General features: G+C 46.4%; 20 protein-coding genes, 2 tRNA genes and 1 other RNA gene. 17 read left to right on the top strand and 6 right to left on the bottom strand.

Translation table 11 applies throughout. The features are described from left to right. Window positions 1–13 precede the first annotated feature (13 nt). The 9 genes from G5B12_RS07530 to rnpB all read left to right on the top strand — a co-directional run bounded on the left by G5B12_RS07530 (window position 14) and on the right by rnpB (window position 9,436). Window positions 14–98 (top strand) — tRNA-Leu (locus G5B12_RS07530). 254 nt (window positions 99–352) lie between these two features. Further along, complete coding sequence (locus G5B12_RS07525) at window positions 353–1,363, top strand: deoxyguanosinetriphosphate triphosphohydrolase (protein WP_021977939.1); 1,011 nt, start codon at window positions 353–355, stop codon at window positions 1,361–1,363. 19 nt (window positions 1,364–1,382) lie between these two features. Beyond that, window positions 1,383–3,176, top strand: coding sequence for a DNA primase (gene dnaG / locus G5B12_RS07520; RefSeq protein WP_021977938.1), 1,794 nt, complete (start codon window positions 1,383–1,385; stop codon window positions 3,174–3,176). Window positions 3,177–3,215: 39 nt separating this feature from the next. Next, the gene (gene rpoD / locus G5B12_RS07515) at window positions 3,216–4,343 is read left to right on the top strand and encodes an RNA polymerase sigma factor RpoD (RefSeq protein ID WP_021977937.1); all 1,128 of its coding nucleotides are present in this window, start codon (window positions 3,216–3,218) and stop codon (window positions 4,341–4,343) included. Continuing rightward, a complete protein-coding gene (locus G5B12_RS07510; protein WP_021977936.1) occupies window positions 4,336–5,064 on the top strand; it encodes a tRNA (adenine(22)-N(1))-methyltransferase in 729 nt (242 codons plus the stop codon). Before rpoD ends, G5B12_RS07510 begins: the two co-directional genes overlap by 8 nt. Then, window positions 5,051–5,833, top strand: coding sequence for a Nif3-like dinuclear metal center hexameric protein (locus G5B12_RS07505; protein WP_021977935.1), 783 nt, complete (start codon window positions 5,051–5,053; stop codon window positions 5,831–5,833). Before G5B12_RS07510 ends, G5B12_RS07505 begins: the two co-directional genes overlap by 14 nt. A gap of 25 nt (window positions 5,834–5,858) precedes the next feature. Continuing rightward, window positions 5,859–7,526 carry a nucleoside kinase gene (locus G5B12_RS07500; protein ID WP_174087997.1) on the top strand — a complete coding sequence of 556 codons (1,668 nt, stop codon included), beginning with the start codon at window positions 5,859–5,861 and terminating at the stop codon, window positions 7,524–7,526. A 202-nt stretch (window positions 7,527–7,728) separates the two neighbouring features. Continuing rightward, entirely contained in the window at window positions 7,729–8,763 is a 1,035-nt protein-coding gene (gene selD / locus G5B12_RS07495) for a selenide, water dikinase SelD (RefSeq protein ID WP_330597646.1), read from the top strand. A 323-nt stretch (window positions 8,764–9,086) separates the two neighbouring features. Further along, window positions 9,087–9,436, top strand: an RNA gene (gene rnpB / locus G5B12_RS07490) — RNase P RNA component class A. A 105-nt stretch (window positions 9,437–9,541) separates the two neighbouring features. Here the strand turns inward: rnpB and G5B12_RS07485 are convergent. From G5B12_RS07485 to G5B12_RS07470, 4 genes are all read right to left on the bottom strand, one after another. Continuing rightward, window positions 9,542–10,390 carry a hypothetical protein gene (locus G5B12_RS07485; RefSeq protein ID WP_174087995.1) on the bottom strand — a complete coding sequence of 283 codons (849 nt, stop codon included), beginning with the start codon at window positions 10,388–10,390 and terminating at the stop codon, window positions 9,542–9,544. Window positions 10,391–10,605: 215 nt separating this feature from the next. Continuing rightward, window positions 10,606–11,043, bottom strand: coding sequence for an aspartate carbamoyltransferase regulatory subunit (locus G5B12_RS07480; protein WP_021977931.1), 438 nt, complete (start codon window positions 11,041–11,043; stop codon window positions 10,606–10,608). Beyond that, entirely contained in the window at window positions 11,037–11,960 is a 924-nt protein-coding gene (gene pyrB / locus G5B12_RS07475; protein ID WP_174087994.1) for an aspartate carbamoyltransferase, read from the bottom strand. The genes G5B12_RS07480 and pyrB overlap by 7 nt, the downstream gene beginning before the upstream one ends. A 69-nt stretch (window positions 11,961–12,029) precedes the next feature. After that, the gene (locus G5B12_RS07470) at window positions 12,030–12,431 is read right to left on the bottom strand and encodes a putative ABC transporter permease (protein WP_148447585.1); all 402 of its coding nucleotides are present in this window, start codon (window positions 12,429–12,431) and stop codon (window positions 12,030–12,032) included. Between the two features lie 216 nt (window positions 12,432–12,647). Between G5B12_RS07470 and G5B12_RS07465 the strand changes: the two genes are divergently transcribed. From G5B12_RS07465 to G5B12_RS07445, 5 genes are read left to right on the top strand one after another with little or no spacing between them, the layout of a single operon-like run. Beyond that, window positions 12,648–13,943, top strand: coding sequence for a bifunctional folylpolyglutamate synthase/dihydrofolate synthase (locus G5B12_RS07465; RefSeq protein WP_174087993.1), 1,296 nt, complete (start codon window positions 12,648–12,650; stop codon window positions 13,941–13,943). Next, window positions 13,943–15,073 (top strand): prephenate dehydratase, encoded by a 1,131-nt coding sequence (gene pheA, locus G5B12_RS07460; RefSeq protein ID WP_118062608.1) that lies wholly within the window; start codon window positions 13,943–13,945, stop codon window positions 15,071–15,073. The genes G5B12_RS07465 and pheA overlap by 1 nt, the downstream gene beginning before the upstream one ends. 21 nt (window positions 15,074–15,094) lie before the next feature. After that, window positions 15,095–16,414 (top strand): ATP-binding protein, encoded by a 1,320-nt coding sequence (locus G5B12_RS07455; RefSeq protein WP_021977926.1) that lies wholly within the window; start codon window positions 15,095–15,097, stop codon window positions 16,412–16,414. 35 nt (window positions 16,415–16,449) lie between these two features. Beyond that, window positions 16,450–17,985, top strand: coding sequence for a Ppx/GppA phosphatase family protein (locus G5B12_RS07450; protein WP_021977925.1), 1,536 nt, complete (start codon window positions 16,450–16,452; stop codon window positions 17,983–17,985). Window positions 17,986–18,001: 16 nt separating this feature from the next. Then, window positions 18,002–20,155, top strand: a complete 2,154-nt coding sequence (locus G5B12_RS07445) for an RNA degradosome polyphosphate kinase (RefSeq protein ID WP_021977924.1) — start codon at window positions 18,002–18,004, stop codon at window positions 20,153–20,155. Window positions 20,156–20,360: 205 nt separating this feature from the next. On the opposite strand, the gene G5B12_RS07440 is transcribed toward G5B12_RS07445, so the two are convergent. Further along, on the bottom strand, window positions 20,361–21,524 hold the full coding sequence (locus G5B12_RS07440; protein WP_174087992.1) for a ComEC/Rec2 family competence protein: 1,164 nt from the start codon (window positions 21,522–21,524) through the stop codon (window positions 20,361–20,363). A gap of 159 nt (window positions 21,525–21,683) precedes the next feature. Between G5B12_RS07440 and G5B12_RS07435 the strand changes: the two genes are divergently transcribed. Continuing rightward, window positions 21,684–21,941 carry a type II toxin-antitoxin system Phd/YefM family antitoxin gene (locus G5B12_RS07435; RefSeq protein WP_021977922.1) on the top strand — a complete coding sequence of 86 codons (258 nt, stop codon included), beginning with the start codon at window positions 21,684–21,686 and terminating at the stop codon, window positions 21,939–21,941. Then, window positions 21,941–22,201, top strand: coding sequence for a Txe/YoeB family addiction module toxin (locus tag G5B12_RS07430; protein WP_174087999.1), 261 nt, complete (start codon window positions 21,941–21,943; stop codon window positions 22,199–22,201). The genes G5B12_RS07435 and G5B12_RS07430 overlap by 1 nt, the downstream gene beginning before the upstream one ends. Before the next feature lie 111 nt (window positions 22,202–22,312). Here G5B12_RS07430 and G5B12_RS07425 read toward each other — a convergent pair. Beyond that, a tRNA-Glu gene (locus G5B12_RS07425) sits at window positions 22,313–22,384 on the bottom strand. A 582-nt stretch (window positions 22,385–22,966) separates the two neighbouring features. On the opposite strand from G5B12_RS07425, the gene G5B12_RS07420 reads away from it, so the two are divergent. Continuing rightward, window positions 22,967–24,892, top strand: coding sequence for a DNA gyrase/topoisomerase IV subunit B (locus tag G5B12_RS07420; protein WP_118062658.1), 1,926 nt, complete (start codon window positions 22,967–22,969; stop codon window positions 24,890–24,892). The last annotated feature ends 67 nt before the right edge of the window (window positions 24,893–24,959 follow it).

The following is a 24,959-nucleotide window of genomic DNA, read 5'->3' as shown; positions in this document are numbered from 1 at the left end:
AGAAATGCGATATGCGGAAGTGTCGGAACTGGCAGACGAGCAAGACTAAGGATCTTGTGAGCATTGCGCTCGTGTGGGTTCAAGTCCCATCTTCCGCATGACTTTAAGGCAGAGCTGTGAATCGCAGCTCTGTTTTTGGCTATATGAAAGTAAATCGAGGAGCGGTTTGCATATTTGTTCTCGTTTCATATACAATATGAGAATTTTGGACACCTTCAGGTTGGAACAGACGATAAAACCAATATTTTTTGAATTTTTTTTTCAGAAAAGAGGAATTTGCGGTTTTGTGTAGAATATAATTAACAGAGGGTATTTTATCGCCGCTGTTTGTCAGACTGTGGAGGAAGTGCTTATGAACATCAGAGAGAATATGGAACAGAGAGAACGGGAACTGTTAAGTCCCTATGCGTCTCACAGCGCAGATACCAGAGGCAGAGACCGGCCGGAAGAGGAATGCGATGTGCGTACCGCATATCAGCGGGACAGGGACAGGATCCTTCACTGCAAGGCTTTTCGCCGCATGAAAGATAAGACGCAGGTGTTTCTGGCACCGCAGGGAGATCATTACCGTACCAGGTTGACGCATACACTGGAGGTATCACAGATTGCCCGTACCATTGCCAAGGCACTCCGGCTTAATGAAGATCTGGTGGAGGCCATTGCGCTGGGCCATGATCTGGGGCACACGCCCTTTGGACATGCCGGGGAAAGAGCGCTGGATCAGATACATCCTGGAGGTTTTGCCCACTATAAACAGAGCGTCCGGGTTGTGGAAGTACTGGAGAAGAACGGGAACGGACTGAATCTTACCTGGGAAGTCCGTAACGGGATCATGAATCACCGTACCAGTGGAAATCCTTCTACTCTGGAAGGCCAGGTTGTGCGTTTTTCTGACAAGATCGCCTATATCCATCACGATATGGACGATGCTCAGCGTGCGGGAATCATCACAGAAGATGACATTCCTGTTACAATGAGAACTTTTCTCGGATATACCACGAGAGAACGGCTGAATACTTTCGTACATAATATTATAGAGAACAGTATGGATAAAGACAGCATCTCCATGTCGCCTGATGTTTTTGAGGCGATGATGGAACTTCGGGCCCTGATGTTCCGGAATGTCTATGAGAATCCGGTTGCCAAGAAGGAAGAAGACAAAGCCATCAAGATGCTGAGTGAACTATACGAATATTATACAGATCACCCGGAGGCAATGTCCAGGGAATACAGAGAACTGGTGGAATACCGGGGAGTACCCAAGGAACAGGCAGTCTGTGATTACATTTCAGGAATGACAGATCAGTACTCCATGGAGAAATTCAGGGAGATCTACATACCGAAGTCCTGGGAGGTCTATTAAATGGAAAAGAGGGATAAACATGCGTTATTCAGATGACATCATAGAAGAAGTCCGAATGAAAAATGACATTGTAGACGTGATATCCCAGTATGTGAAACTGACACGGAAGGGAAGTTCCTATTTCGGACTGTGTCCCTTCCATAATGAGAAAACTCCTTCTTTTTCCGTGACGCCATCCAAGCAGATGTATTACTGCTTTGGCTGCGGGGCAGGAGGAAACGTATACAATTTTATCATGGAATATGAGAATTATTCTTTTGGTGAGGCTTTGTCACATCTGGCTGACCGGGCAGGAGTAGAGCTTCCGAAGATCGAATATTCCAGGGAAGCAAGAGAAAAAGCAGAACAGAGAGCGGCGCTTCTTGAAATCAACAAGCTGGCAGCTCAGTATTTTTACTATCAGCTCCGGCGAGAAGGCGGAAAAACTGCCTACGGCTATCTGACAGGCAGAGGTCTTTCGGAGGAAACCATCCGGAAATTCGGCCTTGGATATTCGGACAAGTACAGCGATGACCTGTACAAATATCTCAAGGGAAAAGGCTACAGTGATGAACTTCTCCGGGAATCCGGGCTGTTTAATGTGGATGAGCGGCGGGGAATGTATGACAAGTTCTGGAACCGTGTGATCTTCCCGATCATGGATGTAAATAACCGGGTCATTGGTTTTGGCGGCCGTGTCATGGGAGATGGCAAGCCCAAGTATCTGAATTCACCGGAGACGAAGATTTTTGACAAGAGCAGGAATCTCTACGGACTGAATGTGGCCAGGACCACCAGGAAGAATTACCTGATCCTCTGTGAGGGATATATGGATGTGATCGCCATGCATCAGGCAGGCTTTACCAATGCAGTGGCATCTCTTGGAACCGCTCTGACATCCGGACATGCAAGTCTTGTGAAACGTTACACCAAGGAAGTCCTGCTTCTTTACGACAGTGACGGCGCAGGCATCCGTGCGGCTCTCCGTGCGATCCCGATCCTTCGGGAGGCAGGGGTTACGTCCAGGGTGGTAAGCCTGAAGCCATGGAAGGATCCGGACGAGTTTATCAAGAATGAGGGCGCGGAGGCTTTTGAAGAGCGTCTGAACCAGGCGATGGACAGTTTTATGTTCCGTGTGCATATTGCAGAGCAGGAATTTGCGATGGATGCACCTCAGGGACAGAATCAGTTTTTTGAGCGGTGCGCCGAAATGCTGCTGGAACTTTCCGACGAACTGGAAAGGAATCTTTATATAGAAGCAATTGTGAAGGAATATGGCCGCTATGGAGTGGGCACGGAAGATATCCGGAAAAGGGTCAACACATTGGCTCTGAAAGGAACGCCTGCAGAGAAGCGGATCCAGCCGAAATCCGGGACTCCGGAAACAAAGAAAAAAGAATCCGCCGCAGATAAGGCCCAGAAGCTGATGCTTACCTGGCTTGTGAATTATCCGGGGATCTTTGAACAGGTGGAGAAATATATTTCACCGTCAGATTTTGTGGTGCCGCTGTATAAAGAGGTGGCCCAGATGCTGTTTGACCAGCATAAAGAAGGAGAGACCAATCCGGGAAAACTTCTCAATGCATTTACAGATAGCGAGGAACAGAGAGAAGTGGCATCACTTTTTAATGCCACCATTCATCTGGAAAACGAAGGAGAACAGCAGAGAGCCTTTTCTGATACGCTGCTGCGGATCAAGGAAGAGAGCCTCAAAGAAAAAAACCGTACCTGGGACCCGTCAGACATGGCAGGGCTTCAGGAACTGATAAAAGCAAAAAAAGAACTGGAAGACCTTGGAAGAAAGAGGCAGCAACTGCATATTTCTTTCAATTAAGGATAAAATATAAACACTATATGGAGGTATAGAGCACCTATGGAAATGAATATGGCAAAATTCAGCGAGAAACTTGTAGAGCTTCTTGAACTTGCGAAAAAGAAAAAGAATGTGCTGGAATATCAGGAGATCAGCGACTTCTTCAAGGACTCTCCACTGGAAGTAGATCAGATGGAGAAAGTCTTTGACTTCCTGGAGGCCAGCGGTGTGGACGTTCTCCGTATCACAGACAACAGCGGTGACGAACTCCTCCTTGATAACGATATGGATATGGAAGGCCTGGATGATGAAGAAGAGGTAGAACTTGACAAGATCGACCTCTCCGTGCCGGAAGGTGTCAGCATCGAGGATCCGGTCCGTATGTACCTGAAAGAAATCGGTAAAGTCAGCCTGTTGAGTGCAGACGAGGAGATCGAGCTTGCAAAAAGAATGGAAAAAGGTGATGAAGCTGCCAAGAAGCGTCTGGCAGAAGCGAACCTCCGTCTTGTTGTCAGCATCGCCAAGCGTTATGTGGGACGTGGAATGCTGTTCCTTGATCTGATCCAGGAAGGTAACCTTGGTCTTATCAAGGCAGTTGAGAAATTTGATTACAGAAAGGGCTACAAGTTCAGTACCTATGCAACCTGGTGGATCCGTCAGGCCATCACAAGAGCCATTGCGGACCAGGCACGTACCATCCGTATCCCGGTGCATATGGTTGAGACGATCAACAAGCTGATCCGTGTTTCCCGTCAGCTGCTTCAGGAGCTTGGACGTGAACCTACGCCGGAAGAGATCGCTGAGGAGATGGACATGCCGGTAGACCGTGTACGTGAGATCCTTAAGATCTCCCAGGAGCCGGTATCTCTGGAAACTCCGATCGGTGAGGAGGAAGACAGCCATCTTGGCGATTTCATCCAGGATGATAATGTTCCGGTACCTGCAGATGCAGCTGCGTTTACACTTCTGAAAGAGCAACTGGTAGAGGTTTTGAGCACTCTTACCGACCGTGAGCAGAAAGTTCTTCGCCTCCGTTTCGGTCTGGACGACGGACGTGCCAGAACTCTGGAGGAAGTTGGTAAAGAGTTTAACGTTACAAGAGAGCGTATCCGTCAGATCGAAGCGAAAGCTCTGCGTAAACTGCGTCATCCCAGCCGCAGCCGCAAGCTGAAGGATTACCTTGACTGATAAAAATATATCCGTACAGCTTTCCATGCGTCTTTGTGCCATTGCCGGTATGGTAACAAAAGGAAACCGGCTGGCAGACGTAGGATGTGACCATGGCTATCTGTCCATCTATCTTGTTGAGGAAAGAATAGTTCCGTCAGCTATTGCCATGGATGTACGTCCGGGACCGCTTTCAAGAGCTAGGGAGAATATTTCCCGCTATGGTCTTGAAGATTACATAGAGACCCGTTTAAGTGATGGGCTTACGAAGCTTGAGCCGGGGGAAGGTGATACCCTGGTGATTGCGGGAATGGGCGGTCCTCTGATGGAAAGGATATTAAATGAGGGAGCGAAGGTCCGGGAGGGGTTTCAGGAACTGATCCTGCAGCCTCAGTCGGACCTTCCTCATTTCCGGCATTTTCTCTCTGAGATCGGCTGGGAGATCGTAAGAGAGGAAATGATAAAAGAAGACGGAAAGTTTTATCCAATGATGAAAGCGGTGCGAAGAGAATCCGGAGAACAGTTTGCCTATACAGAGGAAGAAGCCTGGTTTGGGCCACTTCTTCTGAAAAAGTGCCATCCGGTTCTGAGGGAATATCTTCTCAGGGAGGAATCCATCCGTAAGAAGATACTGGCCGGTCTTTCCGGGGCAGAGTCTGCTTCCGCAAAAAGCCGTCTGGCAGAAGTAAAGGAGGAAATGGAGCTGATTCATACAGCTCTGAAACGATATGAAAGCATATGAACTGATTAACTGGCTGAATATCCGCCATCCGCAGAAATTTGCGGAGGAATGGGACAATGTAGGACTTCTGGTGGGAGATGATCAGAAAGAAATCTCCCATGTATTCCTTGCACTGGATCTTACAGAACCAGTGCTGGATGAGGCAGTGGCGGCCGGCGCGGACATGATCCTTACCCATCATCCCATGATCTTTTCCGGGATCAAGAAGATCAACAATCATACCTTTACCGGAAGGAAGATCTTACGTCTGATCCGGGAGGATATCCCGTACTTTGCCATGCATACCAATTATGATGTGATCGGTATGGCAGATTTAAGCGCAGATTATCTGAAACTTCAGGATACAAAGGTGCTTACAGTTACCGATGAGTCCGGGGAGCAGCCGGAGGGATTCGGCCGCGTGGGAAAACTTCCCCGTGCCATGACTCTTGGCGAGTTTGGAAAATATGTAAAAGAATGCAATTGCCTTCCAGATGTGCGCGTTTACGGCGATCTGGATCAGAGGATCGAGACTGTGGCAATCTGTACAGGAAGCGGAAAGAGCATGATCCGTGATGTGATGGCAGCCGGTGCGGATGTGTATGTGACCGGAGATATTGATTATCATACTGCCATTGATACCATGGCGGATGGACTGGCAATCGTAGATGCGGGACATTATGGCACGGAGTATATTTTTGCGGAAGCCATGGAGAGGGAACTGAATGAAGCGTTCCCGGATCTTAAGACGACCTGCGCCAGTGTGAAAAATCCATATATTGTTTTATAAGTATAAGCCTGTGGAGGTGAGTGTTATGGAACAGACGATGATAAAAGTGACCATAAACGGAGAAACAAGGGAATACCCCAAGATGACCCCATATTCCGAGATTGTAAAGGATTATGAGGGAGAAACAGAGTATCCGGTGATTCTTGTAACTGAGAACGGAAAACTCCGAGAACTTCACAAGAAGCTGCGGCATGACTGTACCCTGGGATTTATAACCACAAAGGACAGTGCCGGCCGTAAAACCTACCGGCGAAGTGCGATCTTTATCCTTCTGAAAGCAATTTTTGATGTGGCCGGAAAGGAAAATGTGGATCATGTGGTAATCCATTATTCTCTGGGGAATGGTCTTTATTTTACCATGAAAGGTAGTGCAACCCTGGATCAGGAGCTTCTTGACCAGGTGAAAGTGCGGATGCGGGAGCTGGTAGATCAGAAAATTCCGATCTACAAACGCAGTGTCAGCACGGATGATGCCATTTCCATGTTTCACAGGCATCATATGTATGACAAAGAAAAACTGTTCCGTTACCGCCGTGTTTCCAGGGTAAATATTTACAGTCTGGAGAATTTTGAGGATTATTTTTACGGTTTTATGGCACCGGATACCAGTTATGTGCAGTATTTTGACCTGCAGCTTTATGACGAAGGTTTTGTACTGATCCTTCCGCGTCAGAAAACACCGGATGTTCTGGAGGATTTTGAGCCGCAGGATAAGATCTTTCATGTGCAGAAGGAATCGGAAGAATGGGGCGACAAGCTGGATGTTGCCACTGTGGGGGACCTCAATGACCGGATCACCAGAGAGGGTGTTCAGAGCCTGATGCTGATCCAGGAGGCGCTTCACGAGGCGAAGATTTCTTCCATTGCCGAGGAGATCCAGAGAAGAGGAAATGTGAAGTTTGTAATGATCGCAGGTCCTTCTTCTTCAGGAAAGACCAGTTTTTCCCACAGGTTGTCCATTCAGCTTGCAGCTCATGGCCTGAAGCCTCACCCCATCGGTGTGGATAATTATTTCGTGAACCGGGAGCATACCCCGCTTGATGAATTCGGGGAAAAGAATTTTGAGTGCCTGGAAGCCATTGATATCAAGCAGTTTAATGAGGATATGCTGAATCTTCTTGCTGGAAAGAAAGTGGATCTTCCTACTTTTAATTTTAAGACCGGATACAGGGAATACCGGGGAGATCAACTTCAGCTTGGAAAAGATGATATCCTGGTGATCGAGGGAATCCACGGGCTTAATGACAAACTGAGCTATGCCCTTCCAAAAGAGAGCAAGTTTAAGATTTATATCAGTGCTCTGACACAGCTGAATATTGATGAACATAACCGGATCCCGACTACAGATGGCAGGCTGATCCGCCGGATTGTCCGTGATGCGCGTACACGAGGAACTTCTGCAAAGGATACCATTGCAAGATGGCCGTCTGTACGGCGTGGTGAGGAGCAGAATATTTTTCCATTCCAGGAGGAGGCGGATGCGATGTTTAATTCCGCTCTTGTGTATGAGCTTGCCTGCCTGAAGGTTTATGCGGAGCCACTGCTTTTTGGAATTGATAAGAGTGAGCCGGAGTATCAGGAGGCGAAGAGGCTTCTGAAGTTCCTGGATTATTTTGTGCCGGTGCCCTGTGAGGGGGTTCCGTTTAACTCGCTTCTGAGGGAGTTTATCGGTGGCAGCTGTTTTAATGTATAATAAATAAAGATATGTGTAGATAGAAGGCTCTGTGCAGTGCAGATATCGGTTGGCGCAAAGATGGGATTGTTCTGATTTTCTCTGTGCGTAGGATCTGTGGTGTATGGAGTCTTTTGGGTGTGGATCAAAAAAAGTTAAAGTTCTTTGCGGCGTATAGATGTCGGCTAGAGTTTACAGGACTTAAAGGAAAGGGAAAATGATCATGAGAGAGAAAGTGCAACTGACAAAATTGGCTCCAAACTGTGGCTGTGCGGCAAAAGTGGGACCGGGAACCCTGGCAGGGGTTCTTGGCGGACTGCCGAAGTTCTGCGATCCGGATCTTCTGGTGGGGACGGATACTTCGGATGATGCGGCGGTTTACCGGGTGTCCTCTGATCTGGCGCTGATTCAGACACTGGATTTTTTTACGCCTGTGGCGGATGATCCTTATGATTTCGGTCAGATCGCGGCGGCGAATGCGTTGAGTGATGTGTATGCCATGGGTGGAACTCCGAAGACGGCTTTGAATATTGTGGCGTTTCCCAAAGATATGGATGTGGAGATCCTGGGGGAGATTTTGCGTGGTGGTGCGGATAAGGTGATGGAGGCTGGCGCGGTTCTTGCCGGTGGCCATACGATCCAGGATGATACGCCGAAGTATGGGCTTAGTGTGACGGGTTTTGTGGATCCGAGGAAGTTTTGGAAGAATTTTGGGGCGCAGACGGGGGATAAGCTGATTTTGACGAAGCCGCTGGGTGCGGGGATCGTGAATACGGCGATCAAGGCAGATCTGGTGACGGAAGGTGCCCGTAGGGCGGTGTTGGATTCCATGAAGAGGTTGAACCGGGATGCCTGTGAGATTTTGAAAGAGTTTGAGGTTCATGCCTGTACGGATGTGACGGGGTTTGGTCTTGGAGGGCATGCCACGGAGATGGCTGTGGCCAGTGAGCGGACGATCGTGATTGATACGGAGATGCTGCCGGTGCTTCCGGATGTGGAGAAGTTTGCTTCTATGGGCCTGATCCCGGGTGGGGCTTACCGGAATCGGGAGTTTGCTGAAAAAACTGGTGTGAAAAGCCAGGCGGTGCTCTGGAGGGAGGATGTGGTGTTTGATCCGCAGACTTCCGGGGGACTGTTGGCGGCGGTGCCGGAGAGAGAGGCAGCGGAGATTATGAAAAGAATGGGTGAGGCTGGATTGGAGGCTGGAATGATCGGTGAGGTTGTGGATAGACGGGAGTGGACGTTGGAGATTTGGTAGGAAGCCGGACGCCAGAGGGAGCTGGCATTTCCAGTTGGTAGGAAAAAACATAAATACGTGGCAGGGGACGGAAGCAGACGGTGTCCTGTCCTGGAATTGTGAAAGTGTGGCTGTGTCGGCACAGCTTTTCAGCATAAATGCCGAAGAATTCAGGAGCTAGCTCGGCATAGCGTTCCACTCTGAATTCTGTAGCATACAGACAAAAGTCAGCAACTATACACTTACCGCATTGAAATGCGCCCCGCGCAGCCATCCGCCCACATGGCAATGTAAAAAAATCAAACTTTACAAGTTTGCGTACCTGTGCTAAAATATCAGATGCGCAGCCAGGCCAGGTGATCGCGGCTGGACAGACGAAAGGGTTCAGACGAGGAAAGTCCGGGCTTCACAGGGCAGGATGCCGGATAACGTCCGGTGGAGGTAACTCCCAGACCAGTGCAACAGAAATAAACCGCCTCCTTTGCGGGGTAAGGGTGGAAAGGCAGTGTAAGAGACTACCGCCGCTGTGGTAACAGAGCGGGCACATGTAAACTCCATTCGAAGCAAGACCGAGAAGAAAGCCATACGGCGGCCCGTCGTGCTTTCAGGTAGGTCGCTGGAGCCTTCTGGCAACGGAAGGCCTAGATAGATGATCACTCAACGACATAACCCGGCTTATCGGTCTGACTGTGTATAATAAATAAGCATATAATAAAAGCAACTGTATTTTGCGGCCAGTTTATAGACCCGCGAAATAGCAGTTGCTTTTTTGGTAAAGAACGTCAGAAACTTTATACTTTCATAGTTTGTTTTTTTTCAGTTTCAGAATCACATCCAAAGGCAAACCTGTAGTTTCAGCAATAGAAGCATCACTGAGTTTCCCTATCAGATTTCTGGCAATCTCAAGCTGCTTTTTCTGGGAACCATTATTGAAACCGTCATTAAAACCATCATTAAACAGCATCTGACCCAAACGTGTCATACGAATTCCCTCTTTAACATGTTCAAAATCATCATTTTCAAGAAACTTATCTGCCATGGTATAGATCATTGCCTCGATTTTCTGAAGATCTTCCGATGGAATATCTTTTGTATTTTCAGTCAGAGAAAATGCCTGAAGAAATCGTTCTTTTTGGGAAAGCTGCCCGTCCATCAGAGGAATCAGAGTCAGTGGAACGAGATCAGCTTTTGTAAGAATGTCTCCAGAAGAAGCTTTCTCTTTCAGCGTTTTGATCAGGTCATCTGCACTGTGATCCTTCATTATGATCGGAATAACATGATAAGTGTTTATTCCTTCGGTAAATGAAGTGACCGGATTTTGTATATTTCCCGAATAAAGAACGTATGTGGTGACAGCTTCATAGGAACGAAAACGTTTCAAACCGGGAATTCCCTCATTCTTGCTCTGGAACTCAAAATGCTTCCATGTACCATCTTCCATAATAAGATTGATATCTTCATAGAATTTCTTAAGATTGAGGACAATGGACTCTGTAGGAGCAGAAGATATAACCTTCCCATCAATACCAAGATAAGGAAGCAACTCCTTAGCAAAGAACTGAGCGGCAGTTTTTAAAACCGCATCCTCATGCTGAACTACAGTTGCAGAACCGATTTTATCATTTGTAATCATTTCTTTCTGTGCCATAAAAAATCCTTTCTGCAAAAAGACACAAGAAAGAAATTGTCTGATTACAATATAACAGAAAAAATAAAAACATCCGTATATAATAGCCAAAAAACAGCGCCCGGTCCCTGGTTCGATATTCAGGCCTTTGCAGGCTTAGTATTCCTAGGCTCCGAAACAGCCGAATATCGAACCGGGGACCGGACGCGTCCGTTCGTTAATATAGTTACTATTTATTATTTATTCCGTTTACCGCTATACTTCTCTTCGCAATACTTACACCGGTAAACTTCCTTTTCCTCATCAGCAAGAACAAAAATCTGATCCAGTCCCTGCTCGATGGAAGTGATGCAACGAGGATTCTTGCATTTGATCACATTCACAACCTGTTTCGGAAGCTTCAGTTCTTTCTTGGCAACGATCTTCTCGTCTTTGATAATATTTACCGTAATATTATGGTCGATAAAACCAAGGATATCCAGATCCAGATCCTCGATCGGACATTCAACCTTGATGATATCTTTTTTGCCCATTTTCTGGCTGCGGGCATTCTTGATAATGGCAACGGTACAGTCCAGTTTATCCAGTTTCAGGTCATGATAAATAGTCATAGCCTTGCCGGCTTTGATATGATCCAGAACATAACCTTCACGAAGAGCACCTACGTTTAACATGGCAGTTCCACCTCCAGTAAAGTAAGAATCAGGGCCATACGTACATAAACACCGTACTGGACCTGTTTGAAATAAGCGGCACGCGGATCAGAATCCACTTCAACAGAGATCTCATTGACACGCGGAAGCGGATGAAGAATATACATATCCTTCGGCGCAAGCTCCAGTTTCTGTTTGTCCAGAACATAGAAATCTTTCATGCGGACATAATCCTCTTCATTGAAGAAACGCTCCTTCTGAACACGGGTCATGTACAGGATATCAAGACTCGGAAGAGCATCCTCCAGACGTTCCTCTTCAACAAATTCCACATTGTTACGTTTCAGAACATCCTCACGGATATAACTTGGAATACGAAGTTCCTCCGGAGAAATCAGGACAAATTTCACGTTTTTATAACGGACCAGAGCCTCGATCAGAGAATGGACAGTACGTCCGAATTTCAGATCGCCGCAGAGACCGATCGTGATATTGTCAAGTCTGCCTTTCAGAGAACGGATAGTTAAAAGATCAGTTAATGTCTGAGTAGGATGCTGGTGGCCGCCGTCGCCGGCATTGATCACCGGGATATTGGATGCCATAGAAGCTACAAGCGGAGCACCTTCTTTCGGGTGACGCATAGCACAGATATCTGCATAGCAGGAAACAACGCGAATAGTATCGGCAACACTCTCGCCCTTGGAAGCGGAGCTGGAATCAGCGGAAGAAAAACCAAGAACCTTTCCTCCAAGATTCATCATGGCTGCCTCGAAACTTAAACGTGTACGTGTACTTGGTTCGTAAAACAGTGTCGCAAGCCTTTTGTCATCACAGGTATGCGCGTACTTTTTGGGATTTTTCCCGATGTCATCGGCGAGATTCAGAAGCTTCTCGAGCTCTTCAACCGAGAAATCCAACGGACTCATTAAATGTCTCATGTTGTACCTCCAATTATTTACTGGAAATCAGATTCCTTCCAGTTATCATATAATATAATTGTGAGATTTTCAAGAGACTTTCCGAGGATTTTGTCGAAGAAGCCACTCAAAAAAGAGACCGGTGAGAAACCATAAGGGTGCATAGTCCAGCCGGATCACCCCTTTATACTGGAGCGGAACGTGAGAATAGTCCCAGGGACAGATATGAAGCTTCTGAAAAAAAGATCCGATTAAAAATTCCACGAAAAAAATCCCGCAGCTGTAAAAAATCCCCCGTACCATAACCGGAAAACCTTTGAGCTTACGGTAAGCCGGCCGGATCAGGGCCGCAAGACCATAAACCGGGAACATCAGAAGAGAGGTTTTGCCCATCATGGTAAAGTTTCCGGTGAAAAGAGAATGAAGACCGGTCCAGAAAATTTCCAGACACCAGCCTGTAAAACCACAAAGAAAAAAATCCTTCTTTTGCATCTTAAAGCTCCTTCTCATCAGCAAAAAACTTCTCTTTTTGGAAACAAAAAAGAGACAGTTTGACTTTTTATATATTTAACGCAGAAAAGCGCCGTTAATAGTCTCCCCTGCCTTGAAAAAAATATACGTGTGGGTTATAATGAACGAAATTATTACTGCGAAAATTAATAAAGCAGTAATAGATTTTCAACACATGCGGAAGGAGAAAACAGACAAATGGATTATAAAGAAAGTCGCGCCTATATCAGAGCCGCAGAACTGAAAAAAGGAATTGTTCTGGGACTGGAAAATATGAGGGAGCTGATGCGGCGGCTTGGAAATCCTCAGGATGAACTGAAGTATGTTCACGTTGCGGGAACCAATGGAAAAGGGTCTGTGATCGCATATCTGTATTCCGCTTTATCAGGTGCAGGTTACCGGGTCGGAAGATATATTTCTCCGGCTGTCTATTCCTACAGAGAGAGGATGGAAGTAAACGGAGAGCCTGTCAGCAGAGAGAAATTTGCAGCATATGTGACAAGGATCGCGGAAGTGATCGATGAGATCGTAAAAGAAGGCAAGCCGCATCCGTCAGTATTTGAAATTGAAACAGCAGCCGCATTTCTTTATTTTCAGGATGAGAAATGCGATCTTGTATTAATGGAAGTTGGTATGGGCGGCGATCTGGATGCCACCAACATTATCCGTACCACAGTTCTTTCCATTCTGGTATCTATCAGTATGGATCATACGGCATTTCTTGGAAATACCCTGGGCGAGATAGCAGAAAAAAAGGCCGGCATCATTAAACCGGACAGCCATATGGTGACGGTAAAACAGCAGCCGGAAGCAGAAACGGTCATACGAAGAGTATGCGAAGAACAGAATGTACCATACGAAGTAGCAGACCGGGACTGTGCAAAAGTACTGGAAGCATCCATAACCGGCCAGACGTTTCTTTATAAAGATGAGAAGTACACGATATCCCTGGCAGGAGCCTACCAGAAAGAAAATGCGGTGGCAGCGCTTCGTGCACTGGAAATTCTGAATGAGCAGGGATACCCCACAACGTTACGTCAGAGACAGGATGGACTGAAACGTACCACCTGGCCGGGAAGATTTGCTCTTCTTGGAACGAAGCCGGATTTTGTGGTTGACGGAGCTCATAACCCTGCGGCGGCAGACATGCTGGCAGCATCCATTGAGCGGTATTTTAAGGGAAAAAGGATCATCTACATCATGGGAATGTTCCGCGACAAAGATTACCGCAAAGTCATCCAGAAAACAGAAAAATATGCAGATACCATCCTCACCATTGCGGCACCGGATAATCCCAGAGCACTGACTCCCCAGGAGCTGGCAGATGCAGTGCGGGAGTTCCATTCCGATGTAAGGGCTTTTGATGATATCGAATCTGCAGTGGCAGAAGCCTATCGTCTGGCAGGAAAAGAGGATGTGATCATTGCTTTTGGTTCCCTGGCATTCCTTGGGGATCTTACAGAAATTATCAGGAAACATAACGGAGGAAATTAATGACTGATTTGGAAAGATACAGAGACGAGATCGATGAGATTGACAGCGAGATCGTACGTCTCTTTGAAAAACGAATGAAGGTGAGTGAGGAAGTCGCTGAATATAAAATAAAAACAGGCAAACAGGTACTGGATCCGGCACGTGAGAGCCAGAAGATCCATACCCTGAAAGAAAAAGCTCACGGAGATTTTAACAGCCTTGGCGTGCAGGAGCTTTTCCGCCAGATCATGGCCATCAGCCGTAAGAGACAGTATCAGCTGCTTACAGAACATGGGATTTACGGAGAGCGTAATTTTACAACTGTAAAGCATGTTCCCCTTGAAAATGCAACCGTTGTATTCCAGGGAGTCGAGGGAGCCTACAGCTATGCAGCCATGCGCCAGTACTTTGGGAAAAACATCGAAAGCTATCACGTAAAAACCTGGCGTACAGCCATGGAGGATGTAACCCACGGAAAAGCAGACTATGCGGTACTTCCCATCGAGAATTCCACCGCAGGTATCGTGGCTGATATCTACGACCTTCTCATGGAATACAAACTTTATATCGTAGGTGAGCAGATCATCCGTGTGGATCATGTGCTTCTTGGAATGCCGGATGCAACGGTGGAAGATATCAGGGAAGTCTGCTCCCATCCACAGGGACTTGCTCAGTGCAAAGCCTTTCTGGAAGAGTACCCGTCCTGGAAAAAGAAAGAAGTGGAAAACACCGCAGGCGCAGCCAAAAAGGTCAGCGAAGTGGGAGATAAAGGTGTGGCAGCCATCGCAAGCCGTGAGGCAGGCGAGGTATTCGGCCTTAAGGTCCTTGCGGAAAACATCTGCCGGGAAAAAGCAAACTCCACACGCTTCATCATTGTAAGCCGGAAGCCGGAGTACGAGGAAAAAGCCGGAAAGATCAGCATCTGTTTTGAGCTGCCTCATGAAAGCGGAACCCTTTACAACATGCTTTCCCACATTATCTACAACGGGCTGAACATGACTAAGATCGAATCCCGTCCCATCCCGGGAAAATCCTGGGAATACCGTTTCTTCGTGGACTTTACAGGAAAACTTGGTGAAAGCGCTGTGGAAAATGCGTTAAGAGGAATTGAGGCGGAGGCGAATGTTCTCCGTGTTCTTGGAAATTATTAAGATACAGAGGAGTTATTTATTATGTTGGCAAGAATTCAGGAATGTATCCTTTACCGTGGATTTTCGGACGGTGAGATACTGAACAATATGGCAGAGCTTATCAATCTTTATGAATCTGATGAAGAAGCTCTGAAGGCAAAAGAAGACCAGTTTTTCAAAAGCATCAACGGGCTGGTGGAACTGGCGGGAATGTATGGATTTTCCGGAAATATCTGGCATACATATCTTACATTTCTTCTGGTAAATCACGAGAATGCCTTCAGCATGGCAAGCGAGATCCGTGGGGCTATCAAAGGCAGCATCAATGACCTGGCAAAGAATGATTTTCAGATATTCAAGGAACTGTATGATTTTGATATCACAGTATTTGACAGAGTGTTTGGAACGGTATGCTGTAAAGTGATCTGTGATTATCAGACACCGGATGAGAACAGTAAGCTCTTTAATACCAGAATCCGTGACCGTATCTGCCAGATGAGCAAAACACTGGCAGCAGCTGCCACAACAGAAGAGTTCATGGATGATATGGTATCTTTTTACAAGGATTTTGGTGTAGGTAAGCTGGGTCTTCACAAAGCATTCCGTATCGGCCATGATGAAAATGGCAAAGTAGAAATCCAGCCGATCACAAGGATCGCACATGTGAAGATCGATGACCTGGTAGGCTACGAGATCGCCAAGAAAAAACTCATCGAAAACACAGAGGCCTTTGTGCAGGGAAGAAAGGCAAACAACTGTCTGCTCTTTGGTGATGCGGGAACCGGTAAATCTTCCAGTATCAAGGGTATCCTGAACCAGTATTATGATCAGGGTCTTCGCATCATTGAGGCCTACAAGCATCAGTTCCAGGATCTCAATGAAGTGATCGCCCAGATCAAAAACCGTAACTATCGTTTTATTATTTATATGGATGATCTTTCCTTTGAGGAATTTGAGATTGAATATAAATATCTGAAAGCAGTGATCGAGGGCGGTCTTGAGAAAAAACCGGACAATGTCCTGATCTATGCAACAAGTAACCGACGTAATCTTGTGCGTGAGCGTGCGGCAGACAAGCTGGAGATCGCAGATGAAGACGATCTGCATTCTTCCGATACCGTACAGGAGAAACTTTCCCTGGTATATCGTTTTGGAGTCCGTATCTATTTTGGCAAACCGGACAAAAAACAGTTCCAGGAGATCGTCCGCACACTGGCAGCTCGTTATGGCGTTACCATGCCGGAGGATGAGCTTCTTCTGAAAGCCAACCAGTGGGAACTTTCTCATGGCGGACTGACCGGACGTGCCGCACAGCAGTTTATTGATTACATTGTGGGAACAGAGGAAGAAAAGAGAAAATAGTCCACCTGTGTATTGGGGGGAAAGGATGATGAACTATGGCGGTGACAACCTTTGCGGCAATTGATATAGGATCCTATGAAGTCAGCATGAAGATTTTTGAAATGTCAAAGCGGACCGGCTTTAGGGAGATCAATGATGTCCGTTACCAGCTGGAACTGGGACGGGGAACTTACGCGGCAGGACGGCTTGAGATGGAGACTGTGGATGAACTCTGCGGGATCCTTGATGATTTTAAACGCATGATGGCTGACTTTGGGGTGGAAAGCTGGCGTGCGTGTGCCACAAGCTCCCTGCGAGAACTGGAGAATCCGGTGATTATTCTGGAACAGATTTTCCAGAGAACCGGGATCCGTGTGGAGATCTTAAGCAATGCGGAGCAGCATTTTCTGGGATATAAATCCATTGCGGCCATTGAATCCGGCTTCAAAAAAGCCATTCAGAAAGGCACGGCAATTCTGGATATCGGAGGTGGAAACCTGCAGATTTCCCTCTTTGACAAAGATGCGCTGGTGCTGACCCAGAGTATCCGAATGGGAAGTCTTCGTATCCGTGAACGGTTAAAAGAACTGGAGAAAACAACTCCACATTATGACCGGCTGGTGGAGGAATTTATCCGCAACGATCTGATGTGTTTCCAGCGGCTCTATCTTAAGGATAAAGAAATTTCCAATCTGATCCTGATGGGAGATTTTCTCACAGATACGATTTTTCAGGACAGATCCGGGGAGAATATGATCACAAAGGAAGAATTCCTGAAGAAATACGAGACCATCGTAAACATGTCAGATTATGATCTTGCGGAATCCATGGAACTGGAACCGGAATATGCTTCCCTGATCGTGCCGAACATGGTTATTATCCGAAATTTCATAGAAATTTTTCAGGCGGAAGCACTGTGGATCCCCGGTGTTTCTCTTCTGGATGGAATTGCCTATGATTATGCAGAAAAAAACAAATATCTGAAAAGCGCCCACAATTTTGAAAATGATATCCTGGTGGCGTCCGCAAATATTGCCAAAAGGTATTCCAGCGGAAAGAATCACATTGCAGGAACCACCGATCTGGCACTGGATATTTTTGACAGTACAAAAAAGATCCATGGCATGGGAAAACGTGAACGTCTTCTTCTGCAGATCGCGGTTCTTCTTCATGACTGCGGAAAATATATCAGTATGAGTGATGTTGCAGAATGTTCCTACCGGATCATCATGGCGACGGAGATCATAGGCCTTTCCACAGAGGAACGGCAGGTGATCGCAAGTGCGGTGCGGTATAATACCAGAGAATTCGGCTGCTACGAAGAGATCAACCGTGAAACTTCCATGAACAGGGAAAATTATCTCCTGACAGCGAAGCTGACAGCCATTCTCCGTCTGGCCAATGCCATGGACAGAAGCCATTACCAGAAGGTAAAAGCTCTCAATGTAACATTGAAGGACAGAATTCTTTATCTGGTAGTGGATTCTGCGAAAGATGTTTCCCTGGAACTGGGTCTTCTGAAAGATAAAAAGGAATTTTTTGAAGAGGTGTTTGGCATCCGGCTTGTAATGAGACGGAAAGGAAGAAGATAACGGAGGAGGTTTTTGTATGAAATTTAAGGAATTTGACAAACCGGAATATTTTGTAAACAGAGAGCTGAGCTGGATCAAATTTGACGACCGCGTACTCAGTGAGGCCAGGGACAAAAATCTGCCTCTGTTTGAGAGACTGAAATTTTTGAGTATTACCTCATCCAATCTGGATGAATTTTATATGGTCCGTGTGGCATCCCTGAAAGACCAGGTTCATGTAGGGTACAAAAAAACGGACATTGCGGGAATGACAGCCAAAGAGCAGCTGAAAGCCATCAGCCAGCAGACCCATGATCTGGTTCACGTACAGTACAGTACATTAAACCGGTCTCTGGTTCCTGCCCTTGAAAAAGCAGGACTTCATGTGATCTTTGAGCATGAGGCATTTTCTGAGAAACAGAAGGAATTTGTAGACCGGTATTTTGAGGATAATGTATATCCGGTTCTGACACCCATGGCAATGGATTCTTCCAGACCATTTCCGCTGATCCGTAACAAGACACTGAACATCGGAGCACTTCTTTCCAGAAAAGATACCAAAAAAGGAAAAGAAGAGATAGATTTTGCCACCGTGCAGGTGCCTTCCGTGCTTCCGAGAGTGGTGATCATCCCTTCCGAAAAAAAAGGTCATACAACCGTAACGCTTCTGGAGCAGATCATTGAGCGGAACATTGACAAACTGTTTTTAAGCTACGATGTGATCTGTGCACATCCGTACCGGATCATGCGTAATGCAGATCTTTCCATCGATGAGGATGAGGCGGAGGATCTTCTGGTGGAGATCCAGAAACAGCTGAAAAAGCGTCAGTGGGGCGAAGTGATCCGTCTGGAAGTGGAAGATAAGATGGACCCGAGGCTTCTGGATATTTTGAAAATGGAATTTCAGGTTCACGGAGATGACATCTTTTTTATCAACGGACCGCTGGATCTGACCATGCTGATGAAGGTTTATGGTATCGATGGATATGATCAGTTCAAGGAGCCGAAGTACAAACCGGCAGCAGTACCGGCATTTCAGAATGATAAGGACATTTTCCAGGTGATCCGGGAAGGGGATGTGTTCCTGCATCATCCATATATGAGTTTTGATCCGGTGGTGAATTTTGTGCGCCAGGCGGCAAAAGATCCGGATGTACTGGCAATCAAGCAGACACTGTATCGTGTCAGCGGCAATTCCCCCATCATTGCAGCGCTGGCTCAGGCAGCAGAAAACGGCAAGCAGGTTTCTGTTCTTGTGGAGCTGAAAGCACGTTTTGACGAGGAAAACAATATCGTCTGGGCCAAAATGCTGGAAAAAGCAGGCTGTCATGTAATTTATGGTCTGGTAGGACTGAAGACACACAGCAAGATCACCCTTGTTGTGCGAAGAGAAGAAAACGGAATCCGCCGATATGTCCATCTGGCAACCGGAAACTATAACGATTCCACAGCCAAACTTTATACAGACTGCGGTATTTTTACCTGTGATGAGCGGTTTGGTGAGGATGCAACGGCTGTCTTTAACATGCTTTCCGGATATTCCGAGCCGAAACGCTGGAACCGTCTGATCGTTGCGCCCATCTGGATGAAAGACCGTTTTGTAAAAATGATCGAGAGAGAAGCACAGCATGCGAAAGACGGAGAAGAGGCCCACATTGTGGCGAAGATGAATTCCCTGTGTGACCCTGCAATCATGGCGGCACTGTATTACGCTTCTTCCTGCGGTGTAAAGATCGATCTTCTGGTTCGTGGTATCTGCTGTCTGAAGGTGGGCATTCCGGGTATCAGTGAAAATATCCATGTGCGTTCCATTGTCGGCAATTTCCTGGAGCACAGCCGGATTTTCTATTTCCATAATGGTGGTTCCGATGAGATCTACATGGGAAGTGCAGACTGGATGCCACGTAATCTTGATCGTCGTGTGGAGATCGTTTTCCCTGTGGAAGATGAGGGAATCAAGGACGAGATCAAACATGTGCTGGATCTGGAATTCCGTGACAATGTAAAAGCGCATATCCTTAAGCCCTCCGGTCTCTATGAGAAACAGGATAAACGGGGAAAAACCCTGATAAACTCCCAGATGGAATTCTGCCTGGAAGCCACCGAGCGGGCCAAAGCCGCAAAAAAAGAGAAGAAAGAAAAGAAGAGAGTCTTCGTACCGGCCGAACCGGCGGAGGATATTGAAAAATGATGTAGGAACAATTCCAACAGAGTCGAAATCTATCCGGGCATAAGCCAGGACCCTACAGAAGAGAAAATAATAAGATACATAAAGAAAAGGACAGCCATATCATATCAATGTATGATACAGCTGTCCTTAAATAATATTCTTAAAAATTATCCATAGTATATCAATGCCGCATGACATTCAGCATGTTCGAAACACATTGCCGTTTTTAATAACACTTCTTACAAGCCCCATACCCCGCAGCTTCCGCCTGCGCGCGCGTCATCTCCGTAGCATTATCCGGGTTCATATTTCCGCAGTTGGGGATTCGGTGATACTTGCTTCCGGTAGCAGAGATCCATACCATATCCCCGACCGGTTCCGGATCAGCCTGCACTTCAGCCTGAGAATCCGAAGCCGCCCCATCGGAAGAATCATAGCCGGATGCACCGGAATTATCATAAGCAGAAGAAGGCTGCGTACCGGTATCCGATTCATTACCTGCAGAATAATCATTACACGGACTCTGGTTCCATTCAATATTATTTCCGTCACTGACCGCGATAACCGTACCCTGCTCATCCGTACGAAACACCTGGATTCCCATATCGGCAAGTTTGTCCATAGTATCCTTATGCGGATGCCCGTAGGAATTACCGGCGCCACAGCTGATCACTGCATATTCCGGAACTGTCTCCTGGAGCAGATCCCAGGTAGTAGCAGTGGCAGAACCATGATGCCCCGGAACGATCACATCGCAGGAAAGATCCAGTCCCAGATTACAGATCGCTTCCTCACCGGCAGACTCCGCATCTCCCGTAAACAGGAAATGATTGCTTCCGTTTTCCAGTCGGATCGCAACAGAATTATCGTTATCATTGCTGCTGATAGACTGGGGAGAAAGAACCGTAAATTTCCCGCTTCCGAAGGCGAAATCCGTTCCTGGTTCCGGATGCTGCACAGTCAGTCCCTGAGAGGCAACACTGTTCTCGAAAGACTGATAGATCTTCGTATCCTGCACATAATCCGCGCCGATCACATTTTTTACGGAAAAACTGTCCAGACATCCTACGAGACCAGCCACATGATCCTCATCATAATGGGAGGAGATCATATAGTCGATGGTAGAAATATTCTGTTTCTGCAGATACGAAACCACGAAACTGGAATGTCCCCGGTCACCGCCGTCATACAGAAGATTCTCTCCCCGCGACTGTACCAGGATCGAAAGTCCCTGTCCCACATCCAGAAAATGGACAGCCATTGTCGTGTCAGCAGAAGCAGCCTCAGCTGTATAAGCAGCAGAGGGAACTCCTGCGGCTGTCAGCAGAACAAGCAGCAGCGAAAGAAAAAACGCCTGCAGTTTTCTGCGAAAAGAAAGTTTGTGATGCATGAGAAGTCACCCCTTATCATAAGTATTTTTTCAGGGAAAATTATAAAACAGAAAATAAAAAAATGCAAAAAAATCCATGTTTTGTATAGATTATTGACAGCTGTATATAATGTACGTATAATAAAAGTACAGAATACTGTACAGAAAAGGAGGGCGTATATGTTAGCGGTAAATTATACGAATTTACGGGAAAATATGAAAAATTATATGGATAAGGTTACAGATGACTATGAAACCATGATCGTTACTCGTAAAAACAACAGAAATGTGGTGATGATGTCGGAAGAATCCTACAACAATCTTATGGAAAATCTTTATCTTATGGAAGATCGCGCAAATTATGACTGGATTATGGAATCAAAGAAACAGTTACAGGAAGGAAAAGCAGGTATTCATAAGTTGAAAGAGGTTGAATGATGAATAAGGTATTCACGCAGAACGGATGGGAAGACTATGCTTACTGGGAGACCGAAGATAAAAAGACACTGAAGAAGATCAATGCGTTGATAGAGGATATATGCAGGAATGGCAATCAGGGGATCGGTAAACCGGAACCCTTGACAGGAAATTTGGCAGGTTTCTGGTCAAGACGTATTAATGATAAGGACCGGCTGATTTATCAGATAGATGATGAAAATGTTTATATACTGGCTTGCAGATATCATTATACGAGATGAATGTGATAGGGAGCATCTGAAGAATGAGGGACTTTTTTATGCTTCCTGTTTTTTTATTATTTTCAGAATAACGAAAAAAGCAGTTAGAATAATTCTAACTGCTTTTTAGAATAGCCAGTACGGGAATCGAACCCGTGTTTCCGCCGTGAGAGGGCGGCGTCTTAGCCCCTTGACCAACTGGCCATATTCATTCGTTTCTGTCGTTTAAGTTATTTCCCTCAACCGACTTCGTTAGTATATAACACTTTTTTTCAAAATGCAAGTATTTTTTTCGATTTTTTAAAAAAAATTTTCGAGGGATTTCAGGGGCAGGATTTTACTTGCAGTTTTAAAGGGGGTTTGATAGAATAGATAGGCTGTGGCGGCTGAAGAAATCAGTCTTTTAACCAAATCAAGTAAGTCCCCTGCTTCAATTGCGAAAAGCAATAAGCAGTGGGTGGGGACTTGCTTGTATCAGGAGGAGTGCAAGCTTCTCCTGATAAACTGCGGAGCAGTTATTTGGTTATGAGCAAGTAGCGAAGCGGATTGCGAATATCCGCTTGATCCAAATCAAATAAGTCCCCGGTGGGGTTATGAATATCCGTTTGACGGACAGACAGATTTCCTGAGCTGCTATACTGTGAAAAGAAAAAAGGAATATTTTACAGAAATCAATATAGTAACTATATAATATAGTAGGAATATAAATGTCTGCTTTACGAAAAAGCAAATTTCTGATATAATACAAACAAATGTTCGAAAAAGAAAAAGAAAGGAATCAGTGGAATGGCAAAAAAAGACACTTATGATGCGGACAGTATCTCTGTCCTGGAAGGCCTCGAGGCCGTACGAAAGCGCCCCGGTATGTACATCGGAAGCGTATCCAGAAAGGGACTGAACCATCTGATATATGAGATCGTAGACAATGCGGTAGACGAGCACCTTGCAGGATATTGCAGCCTGATCCATGTAGTTCTTGAGAAGGACGGTTCCTGTACAGTAGAAGATAACGGACGAGGAATCCCGGTAGATATGCATGCCAAGGGCGTGTCAGCGGAACGACTTGTTTTTACAACTCTTCATGCAGGCGGTAAGTTTGATAATTCCGCATATAAGACAAGCGGTGGACTTCATGGCGTGGGCTCTTCGGTTGTAAATGCATTGTCCACCTATCTGGATATTAAGATCAGCCGTGACGGCTATGTACATCATGACCACTATGAGAGAGGAATCCCTACCATTGAACTGGAAGCAGGACTTCTCCCGAAGCTGGGGAAAACCAGAGGAACCGGAACCTGTGTGAACTTCCTTCCGGACCCGGAGATCTTTGAGAAAACAAGATTCGGGGCAGCCGATGTAAAGAGCCGTCTTCACGAGACTGCTTACCTGAACCCGGAACTTACGATCCATTTTGAGGACCGAAGAGGGGATATGATCGAAGATATCCAGTATCATGAGCCGGAGGGAATCGTGGGATTTATCCGTGATCTCAATAAGAACGCACAACCACTTCATGATCCGGTCTACTTTAAAGGAGAGGCAGACGGAATCCAGGTGGAGATAGCTTTTCAGTTTACCAATGAATTCCGTGAAAATGTTCTCGGATTCTGTAACAATATCTACAATGCAGAGGGCGGAACGCATCTGACCGGTTTTAAGACAACCTTTACAACCGTAATGAACACTTACGCACGTGAGATCGGTGTGCTGAAGGATAAAGATCCCAATTTTACAGGCGCAGATATCCGAAATGGTATGACAGCCGTTGTCTCCATCAAACATCCGGCACCCCGTTTTGAGGGCCAGACCAAGACCAAGCTGGACAACCAGGATGCGTCCAGAGCCACCGGTAAAGTGACAGGGGAACAGCTGGTACTCTTCTTTGACCGAAACCTGGAAACACTGAAGACAGTACTTTCCTGTGCGGAAAAAGCGGCCAAGATCCGTAAGACGGAAGAACGTGCCAAGACCAATCTTCTCACCAAGCAGAAATACTCTTTTGATTCCAACGGCAAGCTGGCCAACTGTGAGAAGAAAGATCCGTCTCTCTGCGAGATCTTTATTGTAGAGGGAGATTCCGCCGGCGGTTCTGCCAAGACTGCCAGAGACCGTAACTATCAGGCTATCCTGCCTATCCGCGGTAAGATCCTCAATGTAGAGAAGGCCACCATCGACAAGGTACTGGCCAATGCGGAGATCAAGACCATGATCAACGCTTTTGGATGCGGCTTTTCCGAAGGATATGGAAACGATTTCGATATTACCAAACTCCGTTACGATAAGATTGTGATCATGGCCGATGCCGATGTGGACGGAGCACATATCTCCACGCTGCTTCTGACATTATTCTACCGTTTTATGCCGGAACTGATCTATGAGGGACATGTATACATTGCCATGCCGCCTCTTTATAAAGTAATGCCCAAGAAGGGACAGGAGGAATATCTTTACGATGACAAGGCCCTGGAGAAATACCGCCGGAGCCATAAACCTGGAAGTTTTACCCTTCAGAGATATAAAGGTCTGGGAGAGATGGACGCCCAGCAGCTGTGGGAGACGACTCTGAATCCGGAAACCAGGATGATGAAACGTGTGGAGATCGAAGATGCCCGCATGGCTTCTGATGTGACAGAAATCCTGATGGGAAGCGATGTTCCGCCACGTAAGGCGTTTATCTATGAGCATGCAACGGATGCAGAGCTGGATATCTGATAACAGCAGGGAGAAATGTCGAAGCCGGAGGGCAGGGCATCCATGAATGGATCGAATGCAGACTGGC

It is taken from the genome of Blautia sp. MSK.20.85 (assembly GCF_013317245.1).
Taxonomy (GTDB): Bacteria; Bacillota; Clostridia; order Lachnospirales; family Lachnospiraceae; genus Blautia_A.
The sequence above is the reverse complement of the archived record's forward strand: the minus strand, read 5'-3'. Positions and strand labels throughout refer to the sequence as shown.

What these genes read in the sequence shown, in the direction of transcription:
- G5B12_RS07465 (WP_174087993.1), top strand. Translation starts at nt 12,648, where the DNA reads ATGGATTATAAAGAAAGTCGCGCCTATATCAGAGCCGCAGAACTGAAA.
- G5B12_RS07455 (WP_021977926.1), top strand. Translation starts at nt 15,095, where the DNA reads ATGTTGGCAAGAATTCAGGAATGTATCCTTTACCGTGGATTTTCGGAC.
- selD (WP_330597646.1), top strand. Translation starts at nt 7,729, where the DNA reads ATGAGAGAGAAAGTGCAACTGACAAAATTGGCTCCAAACTGTGGCTGT.
- pyrB (WP_174087994.1), bottom strand. Translation starts at nt 11,960, where the DNA reads ATGAGACATTTAATGAGTCCGTTGGATTTCTCGGTTGAAGAGCTCGAG.
- G5B12_RS07420 (WP_118062658.1), top strand. Translation starts at nt 22,967, where the DNA reads ATGGCAAAAAAAGACACTTATGATGCGGACAGTATCTCTGTCCTGGAA.
- pheA (WP_118062608.1), top strand. Translation starts at nt 13,943, where the DNA reads ATGACTGATTTGGAAAGATACAGAGACGAGATCGATGAGATTGACAGC.
- G5B12_RS07480 (WP_021977931.1), bottom strand. Translation starts at nt 11,043, where the DNA reads ATGTTAAACGTAGGTGCTCTTCGTGAAGGTTATGTTCTGGATCATATC.
- G5B12_RS07470 (WP_148447585.1), bottom strand. Translation starts at nt 12,431, where the DNA reads ATGCAAAAGAAGGATTTTTTTCTTTGTGGTTTTACAGGCTGGTGTCTG.
- G5B12_RS07440 (WP_174087992.1), bottom strand. Translation starts at nt 21,524, where the DNA reads ATGCATCACAAACTTTCTTTTCGCAGAAAACTGCAGGCGTTTTTTCTT.
- G5B12_RS07485 (WP_174087995.1), bottom strand. Translation starts at nt 10,390, where the DNA reads ATGGCACAGAAAGAAATGATTACAAATGATAAAATCGGTTCTGCAACT.
- G5B12_RS07525 (WP_021977939.1), top strand. Translation starts at nt 353, where the DNA reads ATGAACATCAGAGAGAATATGGAACAGAGAGAACGGGAACTGTTAAGT.
- G5B12_RS07430 (WP_174087999.1), top strand. Translation starts at nt 21,941, where the DNA reads ATGAATAAGGTATTCACGCAGAACGGATGGGAAGACTATGCTTACTGG.
- G5B12_RS07445 (WP_021977924.1), top strand. Translation starts at nt 18,002, where the DNA reads ATGAAATTTAAGGAATTTGACAAACCGGAATATTTTGTAAACAGAGAG.
- G5B12_RS07435 (WP_021977922.1), top strand. Translation starts at nt 21,684, where the DNA reads ATGTTAGCGGTAAATTATACGAATTTACGGGAAAATATGAAAAATTAT.
- G5B12_RS07505 (WP_021977935.1), top strand. Translation starts at nt 5,051, where the DNA reads ATGAAAGCATATGAACTGATTAACTGGCTGAATATCCGCCATCCGCAG.
- rpoD (WP_021977937.1), top strand. Translation starts at nt 3,216, where the DNA reads ATGGAAATGAATATGGCAAAATTCAGCGAGAAACTTGTAGAGCTTCTT.
- dnaG (WP_021977938.1), top strand. Translation starts at nt 1,383, where the DNA reads ATGCGTTATTCAGATGACATCATAGAAGAAGTCCGAATGAAAAATGAC.
- G5B12_RS07500 (WP_174087997.1), top strand. Translation starts at nt 5,859, where the DNA reads ATGGAACAGACGATGATAAAAGTGACCATAAACGGAGAAACAAGGGAA.
- G5B12_RS07450 (WP_021977925.1), top strand. Translation starts at nt 16,450, where the DNA reads ATGGCGGTGACAACCTTTGCGGCAATTGATATAGGATCCTATGAAGTC.